15 protein-coding genes, 1 tRNA gene and 2 pseudogenes are annotated in these 19,873 nt (G+C 59.5%); 4 read left to right on the top strand and 14 right to left on the bottom strand.

Features of this window, described 5'->3' with window-relative positions:
- Nucleotides 1-27: 27 nt before the first annotated feature.
- From BLL52_RS04645 to BLL52_RS04630, 4 genes and pseudogenes are all read left to right on the top strand, one after another.
- Nucleotides 28-228, top strand: a pseudogene (locus BLL52_RS04645) (DUF4372 domain-containing protein); the annotation flags it as partial.
- A gap of 141 nt (nt 229-369) precedes the next feature.
- A pseudogene (locus BLL52_RS04640) lies at nt 370-558 on the top strand (transposase); the annotation flags it as partial.
- 53 nt (nt 559-611) lie between these two features.
- Nucleotides 612-1,127: a transposase gene (locus BLL52_RS21950; protein ID WP_420852617.1), complete on the top strand. Its 516-nt coding sequence runs from the start codon at nt 612-614 to the stop codon at nt 1,125-1,127.
- A 229-nt stretch (nt 1,128-1,356) separates the two neighbouring features.
- Entirely contained in the window at nt 1,357-3,072 is a 1,716-nt protein-coding gene (locus BLL52_RS04630) for an IS1634 family transposase (protein WP_075585441.1), read from the top strand.
- A gap of 417 nt (nt 3,073-3,489) precedes the next feature.
- Here the strand turns inward: BLL52_RS04630 and BLL52_RS04625 are convergent.
- The 14 genes from BLL52_RS04625 to hemB form a co-directional block, all read right to left on the bottom strand.
- Nucleotides 3,490-3,576: transfer RNA gene (locus tag BLL52_RS04625), tRNA-Ser, on the bottom strand.
- A 147-nt stretch (nt 3,577-3,723) separates the two neighbouring features.
- Nucleotides 3,724-4,584 (bottom strand): FAD-binding oxidoreductase, encoded by an 861-nt coding sequence (locus BLL52_RS04620; protein WP_075585515.1) that lies wholly within the window; start codon nt 4,582-4,584, stop codon nt 3,724-3,726.
- An 8-nt stretch (nt 4,585-4,592) separates the two neighbouring features.
- Nucleotides 4,593-4,847 (bottom strand): hypothetical protein, encoded by a 255-nt coding sequence (locus BLL52_RS04615; RefSeq protein WP_198930590.1) that lies wholly within the window; start codon nt 4,845-4,847, stop codon nt 4,593-4,595.
- A gap of 1 nt (nt 4,848) precedes the next feature.
- A complete protein-coding gene (locus BLL52_RS04610) occupies nt 4,849-5,490 on the bottom strand; it encodes an electron transport complex protein RnfA (protein ID WP_241839001.1) in 642 nt (213 codons plus the stop codon).
- Nucleotides 5,433-6,107, bottom strand: coding sequence for an electron transport complex subunit RsxE (rsxE, locus tag BLL52_RS04605; protein WP_075585513.1), 675 nt, complete (start codon nt 6,105-6,107; stop codon nt 5,433-5,435). The genes BLL52_RS04610 and rsxE overlap by 58 nt, the downstream gene beginning before the upstream one ends.
- On the bottom strand, nt 6,104-6,796 hold the full coding sequence (locus BLL52_RS04600; RefSeq protein ID WP_075585512.1) for an RnfABCDGE type electron transport complex subunit G: 693 nt from the start codon (nt 6,794-6,796) through the stop codon (nt 6,104-6,106). Before BLL52_RS04600 ends, rsxE begins: the two co-directional genes overlap by 4 nt.
- Nucleotides 6,793-7,938, bottom strand: a complete 1,146-nt coding sequence (locus BLL52_RS04595) for an RnfABCDGE type electron transport complex subunit D (protein WP_075585511.1) — start codon at nt 7,936-7,938, stop codon at nt 6,793-6,795. Before BLL52_RS04595 ends, BLL52_RS04600 begins: the two co-directional genes overlap by 4 nt.
- On the bottom strand, nt 7,935-9,308 hold the full coding sequence (gene rsxC / locus BLL52_RS04590; RefSeq protein WP_075585510.1) for an electron transport complex subunit RsxC: 1,374 nt from the start codon (nt 9,306-9,308) through the stop codon (nt 7,935-7,937). Before rsxC ends, BLL52_RS04595 begins: the two co-directional genes overlap by 4 nt.
- Before the next feature lie 22 nt (nt 9,309-9,330).
- Nucleotides 9,331-14,310 carry a 2-oxoacid:acceptor oxidoreductase family protein gene (locus tag BLL52_RS04585; RefSeq protein WP_083633782.1) on the bottom strand — a complete coding sequence of 1,660 codons (4,980 nt, stop codon included), beginning with the start codon at nt 14,308-14,310 and terminating at the stop codon, nt 9,331-9,333.
- A gap of 56 nt (nt 14,311-14,366) precedes the next feature.
- Nucleotides 14,367-15,206, bottom strand: coding sequence for an RnfABCDGE type electron transport complex subunit B (locus tag BLL52_RS04580; protein WP_075585509.1), 840 nt, complete (start codon nt 15,204-15,206; stop codon nt 14,367-14,369).
- 80 nt (nt 15,207-15,286) lie between these two features.
- Nucleotides 15,287-16,288 (bottom strand): FAD:protein FMN transferase, encoded by a 1,002-nt coding sequence (locus tag BLL52_RS04575; protein WP_075585508.1) that lies wholly within the window; start codon nt 16,286-16,288, stop codon nt 15,287-15,289.
- A 427-nt stretch (nt 16,289-16,715) separates the two neighbouring features.
- Nucleotides 16,716-17,612 (bottom strand): alpha/beta fold hydrolase, encoded by an 897-nt coding sequence (locus BLL52_RS04570; RefSeq protein WP_241838999.1) that lies wholly within the window; start codon nt 17,610-17,612, stop codon nt 16,716-16,718.
- Between the two features lie 16 nt (nt 17,613-17,628).
- A complete protein-coding gene (locus tag BLL52_RS04565; RefSeq protein ID WP_075585507.1) occupies nt 17,629-18,783 on the bottom strand; it encodes a magnesium transporter CorA family protein in 1,155 nt (384 codons plus the stop codon).
- Nucleotides 18,784-18,843: 60 nt separating this feature from the next.
- Complete coding sequence (gene hemB / locus BLL52_RS04560; protein ID WP_075585506.1) at nt 18,844-19,857, bottom strand: porphobilinogen synthase; 1,014 nt, start codon at nt 19,855-19,857, stop codon at nt 18,844-18,846.
- Between the last annotated feature and the right edge of the window lie 16 nt (nt 19,858-19,873).

The following is a 19,873-nucleotide window of genomic DNA, read 5'->3' as shown; positions in this document are numbered from 1 at the left end:
CTAGCCCGACAACTCGGGGAATTTATTGTGAATCTTGGAAAGACGCTTTTTTCGCAGGTGATGGACTTCGTGCCATGGACCAGCTTCGCTCGCATCGTGGCTCGCTACTCGGGAGATGCACGGATTTCGACTTTGCTCAGCACCGAGCACTTTCGAATCATGGCCTACGCGCAACTGACCTGGCGCGAATCCCTGCGCGATATCGAAGTGACCTTGAGCGCCAGTGCGCCAGTGCGCCAGTTTGGGTAATCACATGGCAATCCTGGACACCCGGCTGGATGACACGATGGGCGGGGCCTTTCGGGACCACGCCGGTACCCTGGGGCTAAGCTACGGCGCCGCTTACACGCCGTGGCTGCAGGTGCACCACGGCTGCCCGAGAAGTGGGTGGTCGACTGCAAGTGTGTCGGCTCCGGTGAGAAGACCTTGGTCTACCTGGGGCGCTATCTGTACGGGGGGGTGATTCAGGAGGGTGACATTTTGAGCTGCGAAGATGGGCAGGTGAGTTTCAGATACCGCGATGCCAAGAGCGACAAGATGCAAGTGCGCGCCCTCACTTAGGGCCTGATGACGTTTTGTTGCTTGACCGCGGCTATCCAGCCGCCTGGCTGGTGTCGGTACTGTGCGAGCGCGGGGTTTGCTTGTGTATGCGCTGCGACAAGGAGGTCACGGGTTGTTCGCCCAACGCTCCTGAGGTGCGAATGGTTCGCAATGTGTCCCCTAATGCCTGGGTGCGCGTGATGGCCACCAATCTGGATCCTGTGGATTTCCCTTGGGGGTGTTTTGGCGAGCTGTGTCACAAGCGCTGGCGCATCGAGGAGGCGTTCAAGCGGCTCAAGCATCACATGCGGTTGGAGGCCGTCTCGGGTCTGAGCCAGCAGGCTTTGATCATCGATGTCGCTTCCAAGGTGCTGGCCGATAACATGGCTTCTTTGCCTTATCGGTGTGCGCTGGCTGATGGTCCTGAGGCTGCATCGGTACCTGGTACGGGTATAGCGCCTACAACCCGGAGAATCTGGCCAAGACGCCTGAGATTTTTCGGGTGTTTTGCAACTACTGCAAGGCGGGAAACGACAAGCAGACACCGGCTATCCGGCTCGGGCTGGCGAAGGCGCCAATCGCCTTAAAAGATATTCTTTACGCCACCCCGTAAGGCAGATGCGAGAGGTTGCGCGATGACCGAAGTCACTCAAGTTCGACACTGTTTTTCCGAATTCCTGGTTTTCCCGCCCTGGCTTACCAATGAATTCAACCACTTACGTTGATTTTCTGGTTGAAAGCAAAAAGTGCATGTAGTGGCACGTTTCATTTGGTGGGTAGTTTTCGTTTTTTCTGACTTGCGCTACACTCAGCGCCATGTTCATCAAAGTCACCCAGTCTGGCGGTCGCCGCTACGCCCAGTTGGTGGAGTCCTTTCGCAATGATGAAGGCAAACCCCGCCAGCGCACCGTCTGCACCCTGGGTCGTCTGGAGTCCGGCGGCGACGTTGACACCCTGATTGCCTCCTTGCAACGCGCCCGAGGTATTGCCCCTGCTGCGTCTGCACTTGATGACCTGCGCTTTACTGACAGTCGCCATGCTGGTGACATCTGGGCCTTGTCTGAACTCTGGCGAACCTTGGGCTTTGATGATTTGGCGACTTCTTGGCGGCGCTCCAAAACAGAGATTGATGTTCTGACCTGTTTGCGCCTGATGGTCTTCAACCGCCTGTGTGACCCTGGCAGCAAACTCGGTGTGCTGCGCTGGCTGCAAACCGTGGCTTTGCCCGCAGGCTCTGGCATCGTCACTGAGCATCAGCACCTGCTGCGCGCCATGGACGTGCTCGATGAGCACAGCGACAAACTCAAGCTCCGACTGGCCACGCTCATGCGTCCGCTGATTGACCAAGACCTCTCGGTGGTGTTTTATGACCTCACCACGGTTGCGGTCACCGGACAGACGGATTTGCAAGACGATGTGCGCGCTTACGGCTTGGCCAAGTCGGGCCTGATTGAGCGCCAGTTCATGTTGTCCTTGGTGCAAACCTGCGAGGGCCTGCCCATCGCGCATGAAGTACATCCCGGTAACACGGCAGAGGCCAAAACCCTGCTGCCCATGATTCGGGGGTTGTTGGTGCGTTACCCGCTCAAGCGTGTGGTGCTGATTGCCGATCGGGGGCTGCTCAGCACGGCCAACATTGAAGAGTTGGACAAGTTGCAGGCCCAGTTGAAAAAGGATGGCCGTGATGTCGCCGTTGAGTACATCCTGGCGGTGCCGGCGGCGCGTTATGGTGACTTTGCAGATGATCTGCAAAAACTGCATAAGGGCCAGGATGCCACCCAAGAATGGTGCGGTGAAACAAAATGGAGCGATAGCCGTCTGGTGGTCGCACACGACCCGGTGGCTGCCAACCGGCGCACCACGGCGCGTGACAACACGATGGCAGAGTTGCTCAAATTGGGCCAGCAGTGCAGTGTCAAACTCGATGCGCAAGACGAGAGTCAACGCGCGGGTCAAAAGAACAAAAGCAAAGGCCGCCCGATGTCGGATTCGGGGACCAAAGCACGCTTCTACCATGCAGTCAAAGACGCGCATATGGCGCATTTGATCAAGGTGGATTTGAAGGCCGACCTGTTCAGCTATTCAATTGATGAGGATAAGAAGCGCTACCTGGAACTACTCGATGGCAAGTTGCTGCTGGTGACCAACACCAATGCACCAGCGGCTGAGGTGGTGCAGCGTTACAAGAGTCTGGCCGATATTGAACGGGGATTTCGGGTGCTCAAATCTGACATCGAGATTGGCCCGGTGTACCACCGGCTGCCTCAGCGCATTCGCGCGCATGCACTGATTTGCTTCATGGCGCTAGTGCTGTACCGGGTGATGCGCATGCGCCTGAAAGCTGCGAAGCGATCCGAGTCGCCCAGCACGCTGCTGGAGAGCCTCAAGCGCATTCATCAGCAGACCGTGCAGAGCGGCGATGGCAAAACGCTGGCGGGTTTAACTGAGATCACACCGGCTCAGAAGTCGCTGTTTACCGCACTGGATTTGACACCGCCAACCCCGTCTGACTTGGCTAAGCCTGTTTTGTAGTCTACGCTTTGAAGTCCGTTTCTAATGAAATCAATCACTTGCGTGCAGGAAGTGTCGAACTTGGGAAGTCAAGGCAACGCTGGCCGCGTTGCTTGCGGCTCGACTGCGAGTCCTGTCGCCGAAGCCATACCCGAATAGGGGAAAAGGTCGTATCTATAACAGATACGACCTTCAATCAAGGGGGCCACTCGGTTCCGTCGCCATCAACACTTTAAGCTAATGGCTAGGCGTTTGGGCAGCGGGCTTTTAGTAATTCGGTCTTATGACGCGATGAAGGGCAGTATTGGGGAGTGCTTGCCTAGCACAAAATCTCGATAAAGGAAAATATGGCCGAACGACGAATAGAACTTAACCTGTCAATTTGACCAAGTCTTGGTCGACACATAAGAGGCTTTTTGCACCAGTGTGCAACGGATACGGAGGCGGTGAGATTCGAACTCACGGATGTCGCAAAACATCGCCGGTTTTCAAGACCGGTGCCTTAAACCGCTCGGCCACGCCTCCAAATCTCAGTATAACTGAGTGACTGACTCGCTTGAACGCGTCAATCCTGAGCGGTGCACTGCCGAATTCGACAGTCTGAAGATGCTCCTGCTTTGGCCATCGCGTGACGCTACTCCTTCTGAGGCGTCATTAGCGCACGAATTGCCGTCAATACAAGACGGTGTTCCACCGGCCGCTGGCCAGCAGATCGCCGTGAAGGGCTGCCCAAGCGTCGCGGCCAGCAACGATTTTCGCGAAGGCTTCTTCTACTCTGCCAAGCATCGCTTGCGGGCCAGCGATAAAGACCTGCGTGTTGCTGTCTTGCAGCATCTCACGCACCTCGGCGGCGTTTTGTTGAATCGCCAGCTCAATGGCTGGCGGCTCGTCAAAATGCGGCCGTGGGCTCACTGCCTGAAAGGCTTTGAAGGTTGATTGGTCAAAGTAGTTCGCCAAATCCTGGTTTTGGTCGTTCATATAAAGCATTTCCAAGCCACTGCGGGCACCGTAAAACAGACGTACCTTGCCTTCCCAGCCGCCCAGAGTGTCGTAAATGCGGTTCACCAGACCTCGAAACGGCGCAATGCCCGTGCCCATGCCGATCATTAGCAGTGGTGATTGGTGGTTGGCCGGAATGGTAAACGGGTGGCCTGAGGGGCCAGAAAACGTTATCGCACTGCCCAGAGGTAGATTGCACAGGTAGTTGGACGCGACGCCAGCATAGCGTTCGCCGCTGAAATCATCGATGTAGCTGCAGCGGCGCACCAGCAATGAGAACTCGGTGCCCTGCGAGTCAATGTGCTCAAGGTGCGCCAGAGAGTACAGGCGGCTGTGATGCAGGTTACCGAACTGACCTGGTGCCATCACCTTGATGCAGTGGCCAATCCGCGCGTCAAAACCTGCGTCGTCGGTGGTAAAGGTCATTTGCCGCACATCTTCCGGCGAATCGGGTGGCGTGATCCGGCTACTGGCGATCAGTTTGGCGGTGTGAAGTTTTTCGTCGACGCTGGGGAGTGTTTCAAATGTTGGCATAAGGTGTCTCACTGAGGTTCTTGAATGGTGTAAAGCGTTTGGCGAGATGACATGGTGCAGTCTTGCTCGGTGTCAGATGCATCGGCGCTGCTGCATGAGGAAGTGCAGGAGCAGTTGCCGCTGCCGCAGCCCGCGCGCTCCTCCCGAAAGGGGCCCAGATGTGGGTTGTGCTCGGCAAAGCGTCTCGCCAGCGTTTGAACGCTGGCCCAAAAAATCAGCATGCCCATGACGGCGACCATGGCAATTAGGTAGTTGAGGATCACCTTAGCTCCCCAGCCCGGCAAAGCCCATAAAAGCCAGCGAGAGTATGCCGGCCAGCATCAGCGCCAGCGCTGTGCCCTGGGCGATCTCTGGCACTTCCACCAATTGCACCCGCTCGCGCAGGCCCGCCATCAACACCAGTGCCAGGGTGAAGCCGATGCCGCCACCCGACGCAAAAGCCATTGACTGCACAAAGCTGTAATCACGCGAGGTTTGAAACAACGCCACACCCAGCACGGCGCAGTTGGTGGTGATCAGCGGCAGGAAAATGCCTAAAGCGCGAAACAGCGCCGGGCTGTGCTTTTTGAGCACTATTTCCACCAGTTGCACCGCCGAGGCAATGATCACGATGTAAGAGATCAGCCGCAAAAACTCCAGATGCAGCATACCCAGCAGCCAGTTGAGCCCGAAAGCGCACAGAGAGGCAACCAACATCACAAAAGTGGTGGCTATACCCATGGGAACTGCGGTCTCCAACTTGCCCGACACACCCAAAAACGGACACAACCCCAGAAACATGGCCAACACGAAGTTGTTGGCAAGGATCACACCAATAAAAATCTGATAAGCCGATTCCTGCATCATGCTCAAGCCTTTACCGACGTTGTCTTCAAAGCGGCTGGCTGACGCTTGCGTTTTTCCCACCAGGCGAAAAGTAGCAGCCAGGAGCCCAGCACAAAGAAGCCACCAGGTGGCAAGACCATCACCACCCACGGCTGGAAGTCCGGGCCAAACAGCGAGATGCCAAAAAGGGAACCTGCCCCCAAAATCTCACGCACCGAGCCCAGCGCGAACAGGCCGATCATGAAGCCCAGGCCCATGCCCGCCGCGTTGACCATTGCGCGCATCGGCGGGTTTTTGGAGGCGTGGGCCTCGGCTCGTCCCAAAATGATGCAGTTCACCACGATCAACTGGATGAACGCCCCCAGGGCTTCATACAAGCTCAGGCTGATGGCCTGAATGGCGTAATCCACCACCGTGACAAAGGTGGCGATGATGACAATATAGGTGGCAATGCGCACCTCTTTCGGAATCAGCTTGCGCAACAGCGACACCAGCAGGCTTGAGCACACCAGCACCAGCAGCGTGGCTACCCCCATTGACAGTGCGTTGACCGCCGAAACCGTCACCGCCAAGGCCGGGCACATGCCCAGCATCATCACAAACAAGGGGTTCTGGCGCCAGATGCCTTCCATGAAGTCTTCCAAGCTGACGCCGCCAGTGGCATCCACAGCCAGTTTGGGATTGGGTTGCTCACTCATTTTGACGGTCCGATCTTGTCGATTTGTGGCACCAGTACAGGCAGCAGCGCCTGCGCCGCATCGTTGATGGCGCGGCCCACCGCCCGCGAGGTCACGGTGGCTCCTGAGATGGCGTCAATCTGCCAGGCCTGGGTCTTGGTGCCGTGCTTTACCGTTTTGACTTCGTTGGCTAGGGTCTTCATGTCTTTTGCGAGCCGCACGTCAAGCGCCTTGAAGTTGGCCAGGAAGTTGGCGTCTTTGAGAATCTTGTCGCCAATGCCGGGGGTCTCTTGCATGGAGACCACGCCGAAACCGACCACACAATCGCAGCCAGGCGAGTAGCCAAACATGATGCGCACATTACCCGCATAGCCTTTGGCCATGCCTTCGGCGGCGATCCCCATCAACTGCCCGGCCGCATCAAAAGCGGCATGAAACGGCATTGCGTCGTCGGGCGCCTCTTCGCTGCCAGCCAGGGTGATGCTGCCGTTTGGCAGGGCCAGATATGCCACTGTCAGGGCGGCTCCTGGCAACACTTTGTGGATCGCACGTTCCATCGCGACACGTCGGTTTTCCTTCACAGAACCGAGGCTGGCTTCATACGCCACCACGATGATCAGCCCACAGATGGCAGCCACCAGACCTAGCGCCACCAGCATCGCCCGGGTCGGCGTTCGAGGCGCCCCAATTTGAAAGGCGGGTGTGCTCATGATTTGGGCTTGTTTTTGAAGAATTTCTTCTTCGGCGTGACGGCATTCGCCTCTTCACGCGAGATGTACTCGGGATGCAGCGGGTAGCTAGCGGTTCGCTTGGGGCGCAACAGGCCAGATTTTCCAAAGGGTGTGGGTTGGGTGAAGCGTTCAATCAAGGGGGTGGCTGCGTTGCCCAGCAAGATGGCATACATCACCCCTTCAGGCAGGCCGCTGTAGTAGCGGATCACCACGGTGAGCAAACCAATCGTCGCACCGTACACCCACATGCCTCGCGGCGTAACGGGGGATGTCGACATGTCGGTCGCCATGAACACCGCACCCAAAATCAAGCCGCCTGAGAACAGCATGAAAAACGGATCCGGGTAGTGCTGCGGGTCAATGCCGTACAAGATCCATGCGGTCAAGCCCGCGCTGCCAAGGATGGCCAGGGGAATGCGCCAGTCCATGAAGCCGCGCACGGCAAGGTACAGCCCGCACAGCAGAATCAGCACAGGTGACGGCCCCACCGCCATGTGCCCAGCCAGTGAGGTCAATAGGTCTGCCGCCGGAGTTAGCACTCCCTCAAACTTCCATTTGGACAGCGGCGTAGCACCACTCAACGCATCCACATGTTTGCTACTGAGCCAGGCGGCAGTGTCGGCTGGCACCATGAAGGGCCAGGCCAGGGTGCTGGGGATGAACTCGGTAAACCGCCCCGACATAAAAGACGGTGTGTAAGTGGCAATTGCCGACGGAAAAGCCGCCTGGGCAAAGGCGCGCCCAACCAGTGCCGGGTTACACATATTGAACCCAATGCCGCCAAATACCGCCTTACCCAAGGCCATGGCAATAAAACCCGCCACCACGCCCATCCACAAGGGGTAGCCGGGTGGCAGGGTCAGGGCCAGCAAAAGGCCGGTGATGGTGGCTGACCAGTCCGCCAGCGAACCAGACTGGGTGCCGGTTTTTACAAAGAACCGCTCGGTTAACAGACAGGTAGCGGTCACCACCATGATCGAGGCGAGCGCCGAAATGCCGTACTGGTAAACGTAAAAAGCACATACTGGCAACAGGGCACCCACCACATTGCGCATGATCTGTTCAACACTGCGTGGCGCCTTGATGTGCGGCGCACTGCGGATCTCAATGGTGGCGCTCATGCTGCACTTGCCTTTTCACGCAACACCTGCTTGGCAATGCGAAACTGTTGAACCAGCGGGATGTTGGACGGGCAGACATAAGTGCAGCAGCCGCACTCAAAACAGTCGCCCAGGTGGTAACGCTGCGCCATCAGCTCGTATTCGCGCTTGGCGGCCAGCAGGCCCAGCGTGGAGGGGTTAAGCCCCATCGGGCACGATTCCACACATTTGCCGCACTTGATACAGGGGTAGGTGACACGCCCGTCGCGGTCGGCCATGTCTTCCGGCTGAAAAACCAGAATACCCGAGACACCCTTGGTCACCGGTGTATCCAGCGACGCCACCGACTGGCCCATCATTGGGCCGCCCAGCACCAGTTGGCAGGCGTTGGCGGAATCCTTGCCTGGCTGCCTCAGTGCGCCGGCCCACTCCAGCACAAATGAAATCGGCGTGCCAAGCGGTACGCGGTAATCACCGGGGCGGCTGACACCCGGTCCTGCAATGGTCACCACGCGTTCGGTTAGCCCTTGTCCTGCGGGCAACAGCCTGCCCAAGGCAGCCAGCGTGCCCACATTGTTCATGACCATGCCCAAAGACACAGGCAGCGAACCAGACGGAATTTCAACGCCAAACAGCGCCATCAGCAGCATCTTCTCAGACCCTTGCGGGTACTTGGTGGGCACCGCCTCCACAAACAGGTTGTCTGCCTTGCTGGCGTTAATGGCCGCCAGGATGGCGGCCACCGCATCGGGCTTGTTGTCTTCCACGCCGACGATACCGCGCACCGCACCGGTGGCGCGCATGGCCAATTGCATGCCCACTATCAAATTGGGCGCGTTTTCCAGCATCACCCGGTGATCGCAAGTCAGGTAAGGCTCACATTCGCAGCCGTTCACCACCAGCGTGTGTACCTTGGCCTGCTTGGGGACCATCAGCTTGGCATGGGTGGGAAAGGCCGCGCCGCCCAAGCCCACCATGCCGGTGTCCCACACCGCCTGCAGAATCTCGGCGGCGTCCATGCCGTTCATGTCACGCGGCGTGCCCCAAAGGTCTTCTTGTGTTGCACCGGCGTGCGGGCGGATCACAATCGACTCGGTCCAGGGGCCACGCGCTGTCGGGCGCAACTCGATGGCCTCAACCACGCCGGTGGCTGGCGCATGGTGTGGCACCGACAACCAGTCGCTGGCTTTGGCAATCGGCTCACCGCGCACCACCTCTTGCCCAACACGAACGATGGCTTGCGGCGCTTTCCCGATGTGTTGCGACAGCGGCACGATCAGCTGCGGCGCAAACGGCAAGCGACGAATCGGCGTGCGCGCAGTGTGCTTGTTCTGCGGCGGATGGATGCCGCGCGCAAAGGTCTCACCACGCAGGAAGTTGAGAAACTTCATAGAGTCGGTTCTGCCTTGGCCATCAGTTGTACTTGGCCGCGCGTGCCAGCAGCTTGACCAGACCGGGTTCGGTCTGGTCCCAGGGGGTACCCGGATGCAGGCAACCCGCCGTGCACTTCTCAGCGGCCTTCACCAGGTCCTTGAACTTAGCGGCTTTGCCATTAACCACCACCACCTGTTTCTGGTCGTTATAGGCAAACACCTTGGGTGCGAGGGTGATGCATTCGTCGCAGGCGGTGCATTCTGGCGTTTCGACCCAGCAGGCTTCATAACCACCGCTTGGCGCAGCAGACGTCGGCGCAGGCAAGGCCGGCACAGGCGTTGCTTTGGCGACAGCGGCAGGCGCAGGGGTTATATCCGCAATGGACACGCCCAGGCTGGCGGTAATGCGTTGCATCAGTTCGGCGCGGACCTGATTAGCAATCGCGCTTGGGTCAACCTCGACCCGCACATCAGGCAGTTTGGCGATATCTTTGAGCTGCTGCCAGAAGGCCTGGCGTTCTTCACAGGCCAGCACCAGTTCTTTGGAGACCAGCAGGCGCATCAGGCGGTTCTTGGTGTCGGTGGCCCAGATATAGGGGTAACGGTCTTCTCGCTCGTCTTGCGGCAGGGTCAGCAACTCTGCCAGCGGCAGCATGGCGTCGTTCCAGGTCTCTGGCGGTGCTTTCCTGAACTGTTTGCCAAAGCGCCCTTCGGTGGCGGCAAAGTCGGCAAAAGTGACCGGCAATTCCATGCGCTGCGTTTCGCCCGCTTCGTCCAGATACGCCAGCGAATACACCGGCCAATCGGTGTCAACGGACGGGTTGCCCTCCAGGCTGACGCATTCAGAGAAGGTGGTACCCGCGTCCGGGTCGTAGCGCAACAGCGGATAGGCCCGGCTTTCTACAGCCAGCTTGCTCTGGTCGACGCTCTTGTCGTCACCCACACCATGCTCTGGCGGGCAGACCGCGTAAATGTTGAACAGCGCAGGGCGGCGCGAGTTCAGGCCGTCGATATATCCCTCCAGCAAATGGTTCACATGCGCGATGGTGCTTTGCAGCACAAACGAGGTGCGGTGCGCCATGGCGATGACGCTCATTTCCTTGCGGATCTCGGTCTTGCCATGCATGGCTTTGCCGTAGGGCGCCATATCCGACACCTGGCTGATGAAGCCTGAGGTGCAGGCCTGGCCGCCCGTGTTGGAATACACCTGCGTGTCCACCACCAACACCTTGATCGGCTTGCCCGACATCATGGCGCGTGAGAGGTTCTGGAAGCCAATGTCATACATGGCACCGTCACCGCCCAGGCTGACCACCGGTGGGCACAGATGCCACTCTTCGTCGCTGAACTGAGGCCAGTCAAAGCGTTTGAAGAAATCGGCATCGCGCTCATGGTTGTACTCGCCCTTGAGTTCCATTTCAGCCATGCGCACGGCCTTGAAGCCTTCCGCCATCTTCGCCATGTGACCTTCAAACAGGCCCATCGCCACCGAGGGCGAATCCTGAAACAGGTGCGATGTCCACGGGAACGGGTACGGGTGGTAGGGAAAAGTGGAGCCCCAGACCGAGGTGCAGCCGGTAGAGTTGACGATGCCCATGTCGGCGCGGCCCCGCTTGGTCGGTCCCTCCAGGTAACGCCAGCGCAGATCCTTGAGTTTTTCCAGCAGTTGTGCCGTGCGCTTGATCCAGTCCGGGTCGAGCGGCTGTGACGGTTTGTTGGCTGAGAGGCTGGCAGCCAAGTTGGACAGCGTCAAGTCGCTGCTGCTGGCATTCACCGCTGACACCACCGCGTTGGTGTCAGACAGGTCGATGGCATTGGCCAGCCGATTGCGAATGTGTTGCTCAAGGTCGATGATGAGCTGGTCGAGCTGCGTCACAAGTGTGCGCACCCGGGGCTGCATCAAGGCCGCCGCCGCCGCCGTGAACAAATGGATGGCGGTCTTTTCGCCGCAGCCCAGGCAGGCACCGTCGCCGCAGTTCATTGAGTTGTAGTTGGACTTGTCCAGCAGCAAGGTTTCTAGCGCACCGATCTTCTCGTCCAGACTGTCGATACGGCCATATTCCTTGGGTGTGGTGGGAAGGTCCAGCCAGAAGTCCCAGTCCTTGCGCAGCGTGTTCACCGAAGTTTCGGTCTGCGTCACCATCTTCAGCGCGTTGTCATTACACACGGTGACACACAGGGCGCAGGCTTTGCAGGTGAGCGGATTGACGGTGATCGAGAACAGACCACCGCTGCCGGGGAACTTTTTCTCTTTTTGTGACCAATACGGCTTGGTGGCAGCGAACTGGAAGTCTCCCAGCTCCGCCTGCAACAGCGCGAACTCGGTGCCCAGCTTGACGCGCTCTTCTTCGGGCGCATCAGCGATGGTCGCTTCGATCGCTTGGTCGATCAGCGCACGCATGGCCACACCGTCACCCACCGTCAGTGCCCGCAGTTTTTTCTCCGCCACGCGCACTGCGCGGCGCAGGAAACGTGTCGGTTTGCCGCCGGTTTCAATGCGCTGCAACGCGGTGTTGAAGACTTCGGCCACGCTGTTGACCAGGCCAGGAATGGCGCTGTCTGGGCAGACGGTGTAGCACTCGCCGCAAGCCGTGCAGTTTTCCGCCACCCAGACCGGATGCTCAAAGCGGATGCCGGTCATGTCGCGGTAAACGCCGGTGGAAGCTGGCATCAGCGAGGCGCCAATGAACGGGTCGACCAGGTTGTCATTGCCTTTTCCTGTGGCATAAAAGTGGCCGGTTTGCTCCCAAAACCTGTGAAAGTCAGACACTGGCGGCATGTGCTTGGCATCGGCCACCGGCGTGCGCAGCAGCATGGTGGGCAGTGCGGCGCTGGTCTTCGTCAGGGCCTTTTGGTGGGTGCCCAGCGGCTTGTCGGTGATCTCATGGGTTTCAACATAACCGCGCTTGACCACCGTCAGATTGTTTTGCACGACCCGGCCACCTTTGCCGCCAAACTTGGCTTGCAGCTGTTTTTCAATCGCGCCAAACAGGGTTTCTTCGTTCAGGCCAGCATTGGCGCATACCGGTGAAGCGGCGAAAAAGGCACCCTGGAACGCGTTGCCCTGCATGCGCAGCATGAGTTCAGCGCTACCGGCTTCTTCGCGGGCAATCTGGAAAGCATCCAGATAAAAGACGCGAATATCCTGTTCAACGATGTGTTTTTGCGCCCAAGCCGGAAACGCGCCCCAGGTCGTCTTTCCCAAGTTGCTTTGGATGATGAAGACGCCGCCTTTTCTCAGCCCGGCGAGCGGGTTGGAGTGGCCAAACACGGCTGGGTCGGGCGATAGAACTACATCCAGGTGCACGTATTCGCTGTTCACGCGGATGGGCTGCGGCGCTGCCGACAGGTAATAGGTGGTGGGCTGGCCTTTTTTCTCAGAGCCGTACTTCGGGTTGGCCTTGATGTCATAGCCCAACAGGTCGAACAGGGTCATGGCCAGGTTTTTGCCGGTGGTGATGGCACCCCAGCCGCCAATCGAATGCATGCGCACCGTGATGGCGCCAGCGGGCATCAGGTTCGGGTTTTCGCTGCCGCGCACCGAGAGTTCGCGCAGTCGCGGATAGGCAGCTTGAAACGCCTCTTGATGAAGTTCGTCTTTTGGATTGAGCGGGTCACGGGCAAAGTCCACCGACAGATAAAAGAACGGGCGGCGCGGGCCTTGCGGCAGCATGTTCTCAAAGGCACCAATCAAGCCTTCGGGCTGCAGGTCGCGTGAGCCTAGGCCGTAACAGCCCGAGTACAGGCGCGGCATCTCGCCGGCGGCAATGGTGGCGTAGCCTGGGTAGGGCGGTTGCGGATCTTTGGTGCTGCTACGGTCCGCCGCTGCCTGAGCGTTTTCCTGGCATTTGGACAGGGTCGCGCGGATTTCACGCATCAGCGGCAGGTCTTCGGCCAGCGGCTGGTCGGTGCGTTCCAGCACCGCCACGCCCTTTTTGCCGCGCAACACATGGCCCAGCAGGTCGCCTGGGAACGGCCGGAACATGGTTAGGTTGACCACGCCGACCTTGAGCTTTCGCGTCACGCGCAGGTAGTCAGCCACCGCTTCGGCTTGCACTACCATGCTGCCCATGCCAAGAATCAGGTAGTCGGCGTCTTCGGCCGTCCAGGTGCTCACCCGTTGGTAGCTACGCCCGGTCAGCTGGGCGTATTCGGCCATGCATTGATCAGTCAGCGGGCCGATGTGGTCAAAGAAATAGGGGCGCTGTCCAGCCACCGACTGCATGTAGGCGTCCTGGTTTTGCACCGTGCCGGACACCATCGGCACGTCCACATCCCAGATCGCCGGGATGCGGCGGCGCTTGGGGCCATACAGCATGGCTTGGGCGGGTGTCGGGGTGTCAATCAGGTCGTCTGGGCGGCCCAAAAACTCGGCTACCAGCGCGCGCTCAGGCAGCAAGGCAGATTCGATCAGATGAGTGGTCAGAAAGCCGTCTTGGCCGACGATGGCGGGGGTGAGCGAAAGCTCGGCCACTTTGCGGGCGATCAGGTTCAAGTCGGCGGCTTCGGTAGCGTTTTTTGCCAGCACCTGAATGAAGCCGGTGTCGTCAATGCAGTGGTAGTCATCGTGCCCGGCGTGTACGTTTAGGCTGGCTTTGGTGATGGCCCGGCAGCCAATATTGAGCACATAGGGCAAGCGTTTGCCGACCGTGGCGTACAAGGACTCGTGCATGAAAGCAATGCCTTGGCCCGACGAGAAGTTGGTGGCGCGCAGCCCGGTCATTGACATACCTGCAGTCACGCCAGCGGCGGCGTGCTCTGATTCAGGCTCAACAAAAATCAGTGGCCGGTCAGAAATATTCAGGTGCCCAGCAGCGACCTCTTCGGCCCAATATTCACCCATCTGGGTTGATGGCGTGATGGGGTAGGAGCCAGCAGCATCAGACGCCTCGCGCTCGACGTGGATGACCGCGGTATTGCCGTCTACCGCATCGCGGATGCCAGGGTATTTCACGGCGGCTGCGTCTTTGCCAGCGCCGCTGGTTTCGCGAACCAAATAATCGAAAACTTTTTTAAGCATGGTGGTATTCCTGGGGCAAATAGTTGAATCGGTGGGGTGGCTGTCGGCGCACCGCGCTAGTTTTTGAAGGGCAACGGGTCGTTGCGCAGAATTTTTTTGGCGGAATGTCCGCGCACGCCCAATTCCGGGTCGGTAAACCAGACGATGGCACCGGTGGGGCAGCGATCTGTCAGGCTTTGGCTGGCCTTGTCATGCCAGTCGTAGTCGATTTCGACCAGGTTGTTGCGCACGGTCAACAGGCCAGGGGGTGCATCGGCGACGCACTTGCCGCAGGCGGTGCAGGCGACCTCGCAGGCGGCTTCGGCGGCATCGCCATCGGCGCGGTTGCGGCAGGCAATCCACAGTTTGCGGGTGACCGGCTGAAGGGAGAACAAACCTTTGGGGCAGACCTCCACACAATCATTGCAGGCAGTGCACTTCGACGGATCAACCACGGGCAGGCCGTGGCGGTCCAGGTGAATAGCGCCTTGTTTGCAGACGGTGACGCAGTCACCCAGCCCGAGGCAGCCCCAGACACATTCTTTGCCGCCGCCGCTGACCACCGCCGCTGCACGGCAGGTAGACAAACCAGCGTAGCGTGCCCGGGTGTAGGCCACGTGTTTGCCGCCAGCACAGGCCAGCCGCGCCACCCGGCGCTCGACATCGCCCTCGTCCACGCCCAGCAAATGTGCAATCTCGCTCACCTGGGCGGCACTGCACACGGTGCATTGCGCGGGTGTGATGTCGCCGGAAATGACTTTTTCGGCGAAATTACGGCAGCCCGCCAAGCCGCAGGCGCCGCAGTTGGACTTGGGCAGCAGGTCTTCGACCGCATCAATGCGCGGGTCTTCAAAAACAAACAGGCGGCGATTGGCAAACGCCAGCACACCGGCCAGCAGCAGGCCTAGCGCGGCCATAAATAGGCCTGCGCTGCCAATGGTTCCAGCTAGTGCTAACGTATGCGCTCCTAAAGTATCAAGTTCAGTCAAAGCCGTGTTCAGGCTGACAGCTCAGGGAAATCGGCAGTTCTCTGCTGGCTGCCGTTCTTGTGAATCAGCAGCGCATCAACTCGCGGCAGGCGGGCCGCCAGTGCCAGCGCCTTGTCAGCGCCAAGCACCATGAAGGCGGTGGACAGGCCGTCGGCCATCATGCCGGTGGGGGCCAACACGCTGACACTGGCCAGCGGGGTGGGTGAGTAGCCGGTTGCGGGGTCAAAAATATGGTGGTGGCTGAAGTCAGCGCTGAAGAAGGTTTCGTAGTCGCCTGAGGTGCAGAGGGCGCGACCGTCCATCGGCACCCGGGCTGTCAATGCATCCGTTTGCCGCGGGTTCTTGATGCCCAGAACCCAGGGCTGATCGCTGCCCTTGGTGCCAATGACGCCAAACTCGCCGGTATCCAGCAGGGCGTGTGCCACGCCCTTGGCGCGCAATGCCGCCAGCGCCAGATCAACTGCGTAGCCTTGGGCCAGTCCATTCAGGGTGATGGCCATGCCCGGCGCTGCCAGTTCAATCTGATCGGGTTGCGTCGTGACACCCTGCCAGTTGACCAGCGCCCGGACCCGTGCCAGGGCCAGTGGTTCAGGCAGTTGCCCGTTGGCCTGCGCTTGGCTGAAAGCTTGCCACAGGGGCTGAACGGTGATGTCAAACGCGCCGCCGGTCTGGTTAGAGAGCTGCCTGGCATACGTCAGCACCGCCAAGAGGTGCGGGTCGGGATGGTTCAGTTGGCCCTGGGCGTTGAGTTGGTAGACCTGGCTGCGCGGCTGGTGCACACTCATCAGGGCATCCACCAGGCTGACCTGCTGCAAAGCGGCGGTAATGGCGGCCTGAGCGCTCGCCGGGTCCGGGTGCAGCACCTGAATCGTCACGGTGGTGCCAAAAGCCTGCGCCGAGCCTGCATGCAGTGCAAGCCCAGACGGCGCGATGCGGTTGACACCGACATAGCCCAACCCTGCCAAGGTACCCAGGCCAAGTGAAGCAGAAAGCAAAGAACGGCGACGCATCCGAATCCCCTGTAAACAATTGTGCGCAGTTGCGAACATTTGTGAACATTTTAAGTTCACTACGGGTTTCCCCGGGCCGGTTTGAACCTTGCGTTACATAGGGCTGTAATCGCTATAAGTCATTGATTTATATTGATTTAAGAGATAACTTATGTGGAAACGCGCATTTAACGTTGTGGGCGCTTGGCGCTCGGCACGCCCGCCGGTTTCCTAATATGGGACACGGTTTCATCAATCCGTCTGGCATCACGCCCCCGCTAGCGCAGTCAGAATCAGCCGCCTTGGCGCACACGCAGCCATGGCCAATCAGGTGCTAAACGACAAAATCAGGAGTCGTGAGGCGTCGCTACCATCGCGACAGCGCAGACTAAAACCTTTAGAGAAAATTAGGCTCTAGCCCTTATCAACAAAGCGCTGATAGCTATTTTTATTGAAGCAAAAAAGCCTTGACGGCTGGCAGTGACGCCTCGGCGGCCTCTTCCTGCGGCAGGTGCCCCACGCCGTCAAGCGCCACCAGTTGGCTGCCTGCAATGGCGCTGGTGTAGTTGGCCGCGTTACTAAACGGGATCATCGCGTCTTGCTTGCCCCAGACCAGCAGGGTCGGCGCCGTGATGCGTATAAGCAAGGGCAGCGGGTCGGTCAGCATGGTTTGTTGCATGCGTTTGATCAGCGCTTCCCGCGCGCCGGGGGCCAGCATCAGTTCGTAGTAGCGCGTGATGCGCTCGTCGGTCATGGCGCTGTCATTGGCATAAGCGGGTTTCAGGTTCATCCGCAGTAACCATTTCGGCAGCGCGTAGCGCATGAGCTGCAGGACGCTTGGTACGTCGACTGGCTTGGCGTATTCAAACCCCGGGCTGGCAAAGCCGTCTGGGGCGACCAGCACCAGTTTGTTCACCCGCTCGGGGTGGGTGGCGGCCAGCCTCCAGGCCATGCGCCCGCCGATCGAATGGCCGACGACGCTGGCTTTCTCAAGCTGCAGATGGTCCATCAGCGCCAAAATGACGTCAATCGAGCGTTGATCGGAGTAGTCGCCAGTCGGGTCCGGGCTGCTCAGGCCGCTGCCGGGCAAGTCCAGGCGAATCACCCGCAGCTCTGGCGCCATCGCCTGCGCCCACGGCTCCCAACTGTGCAGGCTGCCACCCATGCCATGCACCATCAGCACCGCCGGTGCGTTGCGCGGGCCGGTGTCGCGCACGTGCAAATTGATGCCCTGCATCATCATCATGTCGGCAGGGTCGGCCAGATAGCGGCGCTCCAGCGTGGCGCGATCCATGTCGGGTGTCCATAAAAGCCAAGCGGCCAGAGCCAAGAGCAGAGCAGCCATAAGCATCTTCATCAGGTTATCGCGCTGAGCGCTCAAGGTAGCGCTTGCGCCAGAAAAATAACGCCAGACCGCCGGCAATCAGCCCCATGGCGCCCAGGGTCAACCAGAAGCCGTTGGCGCGGTTCAACAGGGGAATGGAGTCAAAGTTCATGCCAAAAATACCAGCAATCAGGTTCAGGGGTAGAAAAATGGCGGTCAGCACGGTGAGCGTGCGCATGATCTCATTGGCGCGATGACTTTGTGCGTTGAAGTGAATTTGCACCGCCGTTTCGGCGTTTTGCTCCAGCTGGCGCACATGTTGTACGACGCGGTCAATGTGTTCCAGCACGTCGCGGCTGCGCACTTGCAGCATGTCGCGCTCTTTCGGGGTGAGCGTGCTGTCGGCGTCGGACCAAGTTTTTAGGGCCTCGGTCCAGTCCTGCATGGCATCACGCTGGTCGTCACAAATGTCGTCCAACTGGTGCAGCGCTTTGCGCGCGTCGAGCAGGGTGCTCCAGTTGGCAAAGCGTGCCCTGGGGTTGATGAGCTCGGTTTGCCAGCGCTCAAGCTGGCGGCTGAGCTCGCGACGCAAGGCCAGAAAACCGTCCACCATGTGGCTGACGATGCGCAGCATCAGGTCGGCCGGGCTGCCAGGCACGCCGCGCGCGCCAGCAGAATGGCCATCGGGCACCATGCCAGCATCGCTGATCTGGGCGCTCACCTGGGCGCTGCCCGCGCTGAGCAGGCGCTGCACATAGCTGTCGCGCAAGGCACCGTCTTCGGGGTGAACCGAAAGCAGCACCCGGTCAAACACCACAAAACCCACTGCGCTGGTGTCAATGCGCCGCAAAATTGGTGGCCCACCACGCTTGGGCGGGGGTTGCGGCTGGGCCGTGGACGCCTCTTCTGCGGTGCTGGCTTCTGCCAGACGACGAAACACCAGCAGGTCATAGTCAGAGGTGAAGTCGTAGCTGGAAGGCAACTGCTCGTTGAGCAAATCCGACACATGCAAGTCCACCAGTTGCACGCCGCACAGGCGCTGCAACGTGGCTTGCAGCGCACTGTGCCCGTGCTTCAACTCCTCCAGTGAGCAAGACAGCCACAGAAACCCGTGCTCCGGCAGACGCAAGGTCTCCAACTGTGGCGCCTGGTCTAGGCGAACACTGGTGCCGTGAATGAGAAAGACCTGCATGTCAGTTCAAATATATAAGAAAATGGCCTCTAGCCCTTATGGATAAAGCGCTAGCAGCTATTAACTTTGTATCAAACGGGCAGCATCACGGGCAAAATAGGTGAGCACGCCATCGGCCCCGGCGCGCTTGAAGGCGAGCAGGCTTTCCATCATCACCGCGTCGTGGTCGAGCCAGCCGTTTTGCGCGGCGGCTTTCAGCATGGCGTACTCGCCTGACACCTGGTAGGCGAAGGTCGGCACCCGAAATTCGTCCTTGACGCGGCGCACGATGTCCAGGTAAGGCATGCCGGGCTTGACCATCACCATGTCGGCGCCCTCGGCAATGTCCAGCGCCACCTCGCGCAACGCCTCATTGCTGTTGCCAGGATCCATCTGGTAGACCTTTTTGTTGCTCTTGCCCAGATTGCCTGACGAACCCACTGCGTCGCGGAACGGGCCATAAAAGGCGCTGGCGTATTTGGCGCTGTAGGCCATGATGCGGGTGTGAATGAAATGGTTGGCCTCCAGGGCTTGGCGAATCGCGCCAATGCGGCCGTCCATCATGTCGCTGGGGGCGACGATATCGGCACCAGCGCCCGCCTGCGTTAGCGCCTGTTTGACCAGAATCTCCACCGTGGCGTCGTTCATGATGTAGCCGTCTTCGGCAGGGTCCGGATCAATCAGGCCGTCTTGGCCGTGGCTGGTGAACGGGTCCAAAGCCACGTCGCACATGATGCCGAGTTCTGGGAACTCCTTTTTCAGCGCCTGCACCACGCGTGGCACCAGGCCTTCGGGGTTCATGGCTTCGCGGCCATCGGGGGTTTTTAAAGACTGCTCAATCACCGGAAAGAGTGCCATCACCGGAATGCCCAGCTTCACACAGTCTTCGGCCACCGGTAGCAGCAGGTCCAGGCTGAGGCGCTCCACGCCGGGCATGGACAGCACCGGCTGGCGCTGTTGCTGGCCGTCCACGACAAACACCGGGTAGATCAGATCGCTGGCGGTGACCAGGTTCTCACGGACCAGATTGCGGGTGAAACTGTCGCGGCGCAGGCGGCGCGGGCGGCCCAGGGGGTAGGGTGCGTAAGGGGTCATGCTCAAATTCCTTGGC

The organism is Rhodoferax antarcticus ANT.BR (genome assembly GCF_001938565.1).
Lineage (GTDB): Bacteria > Pseudomonadota > Gammaproteobacteria > Burkholderiales > Burkholderiaceae_C > Rhodoferax > Rhodoferax antarcticus.
Note: the sequence above shows the minus strand (reverse complement) of the source record. Positions and strands in the feature narration are given on the sequence as shown.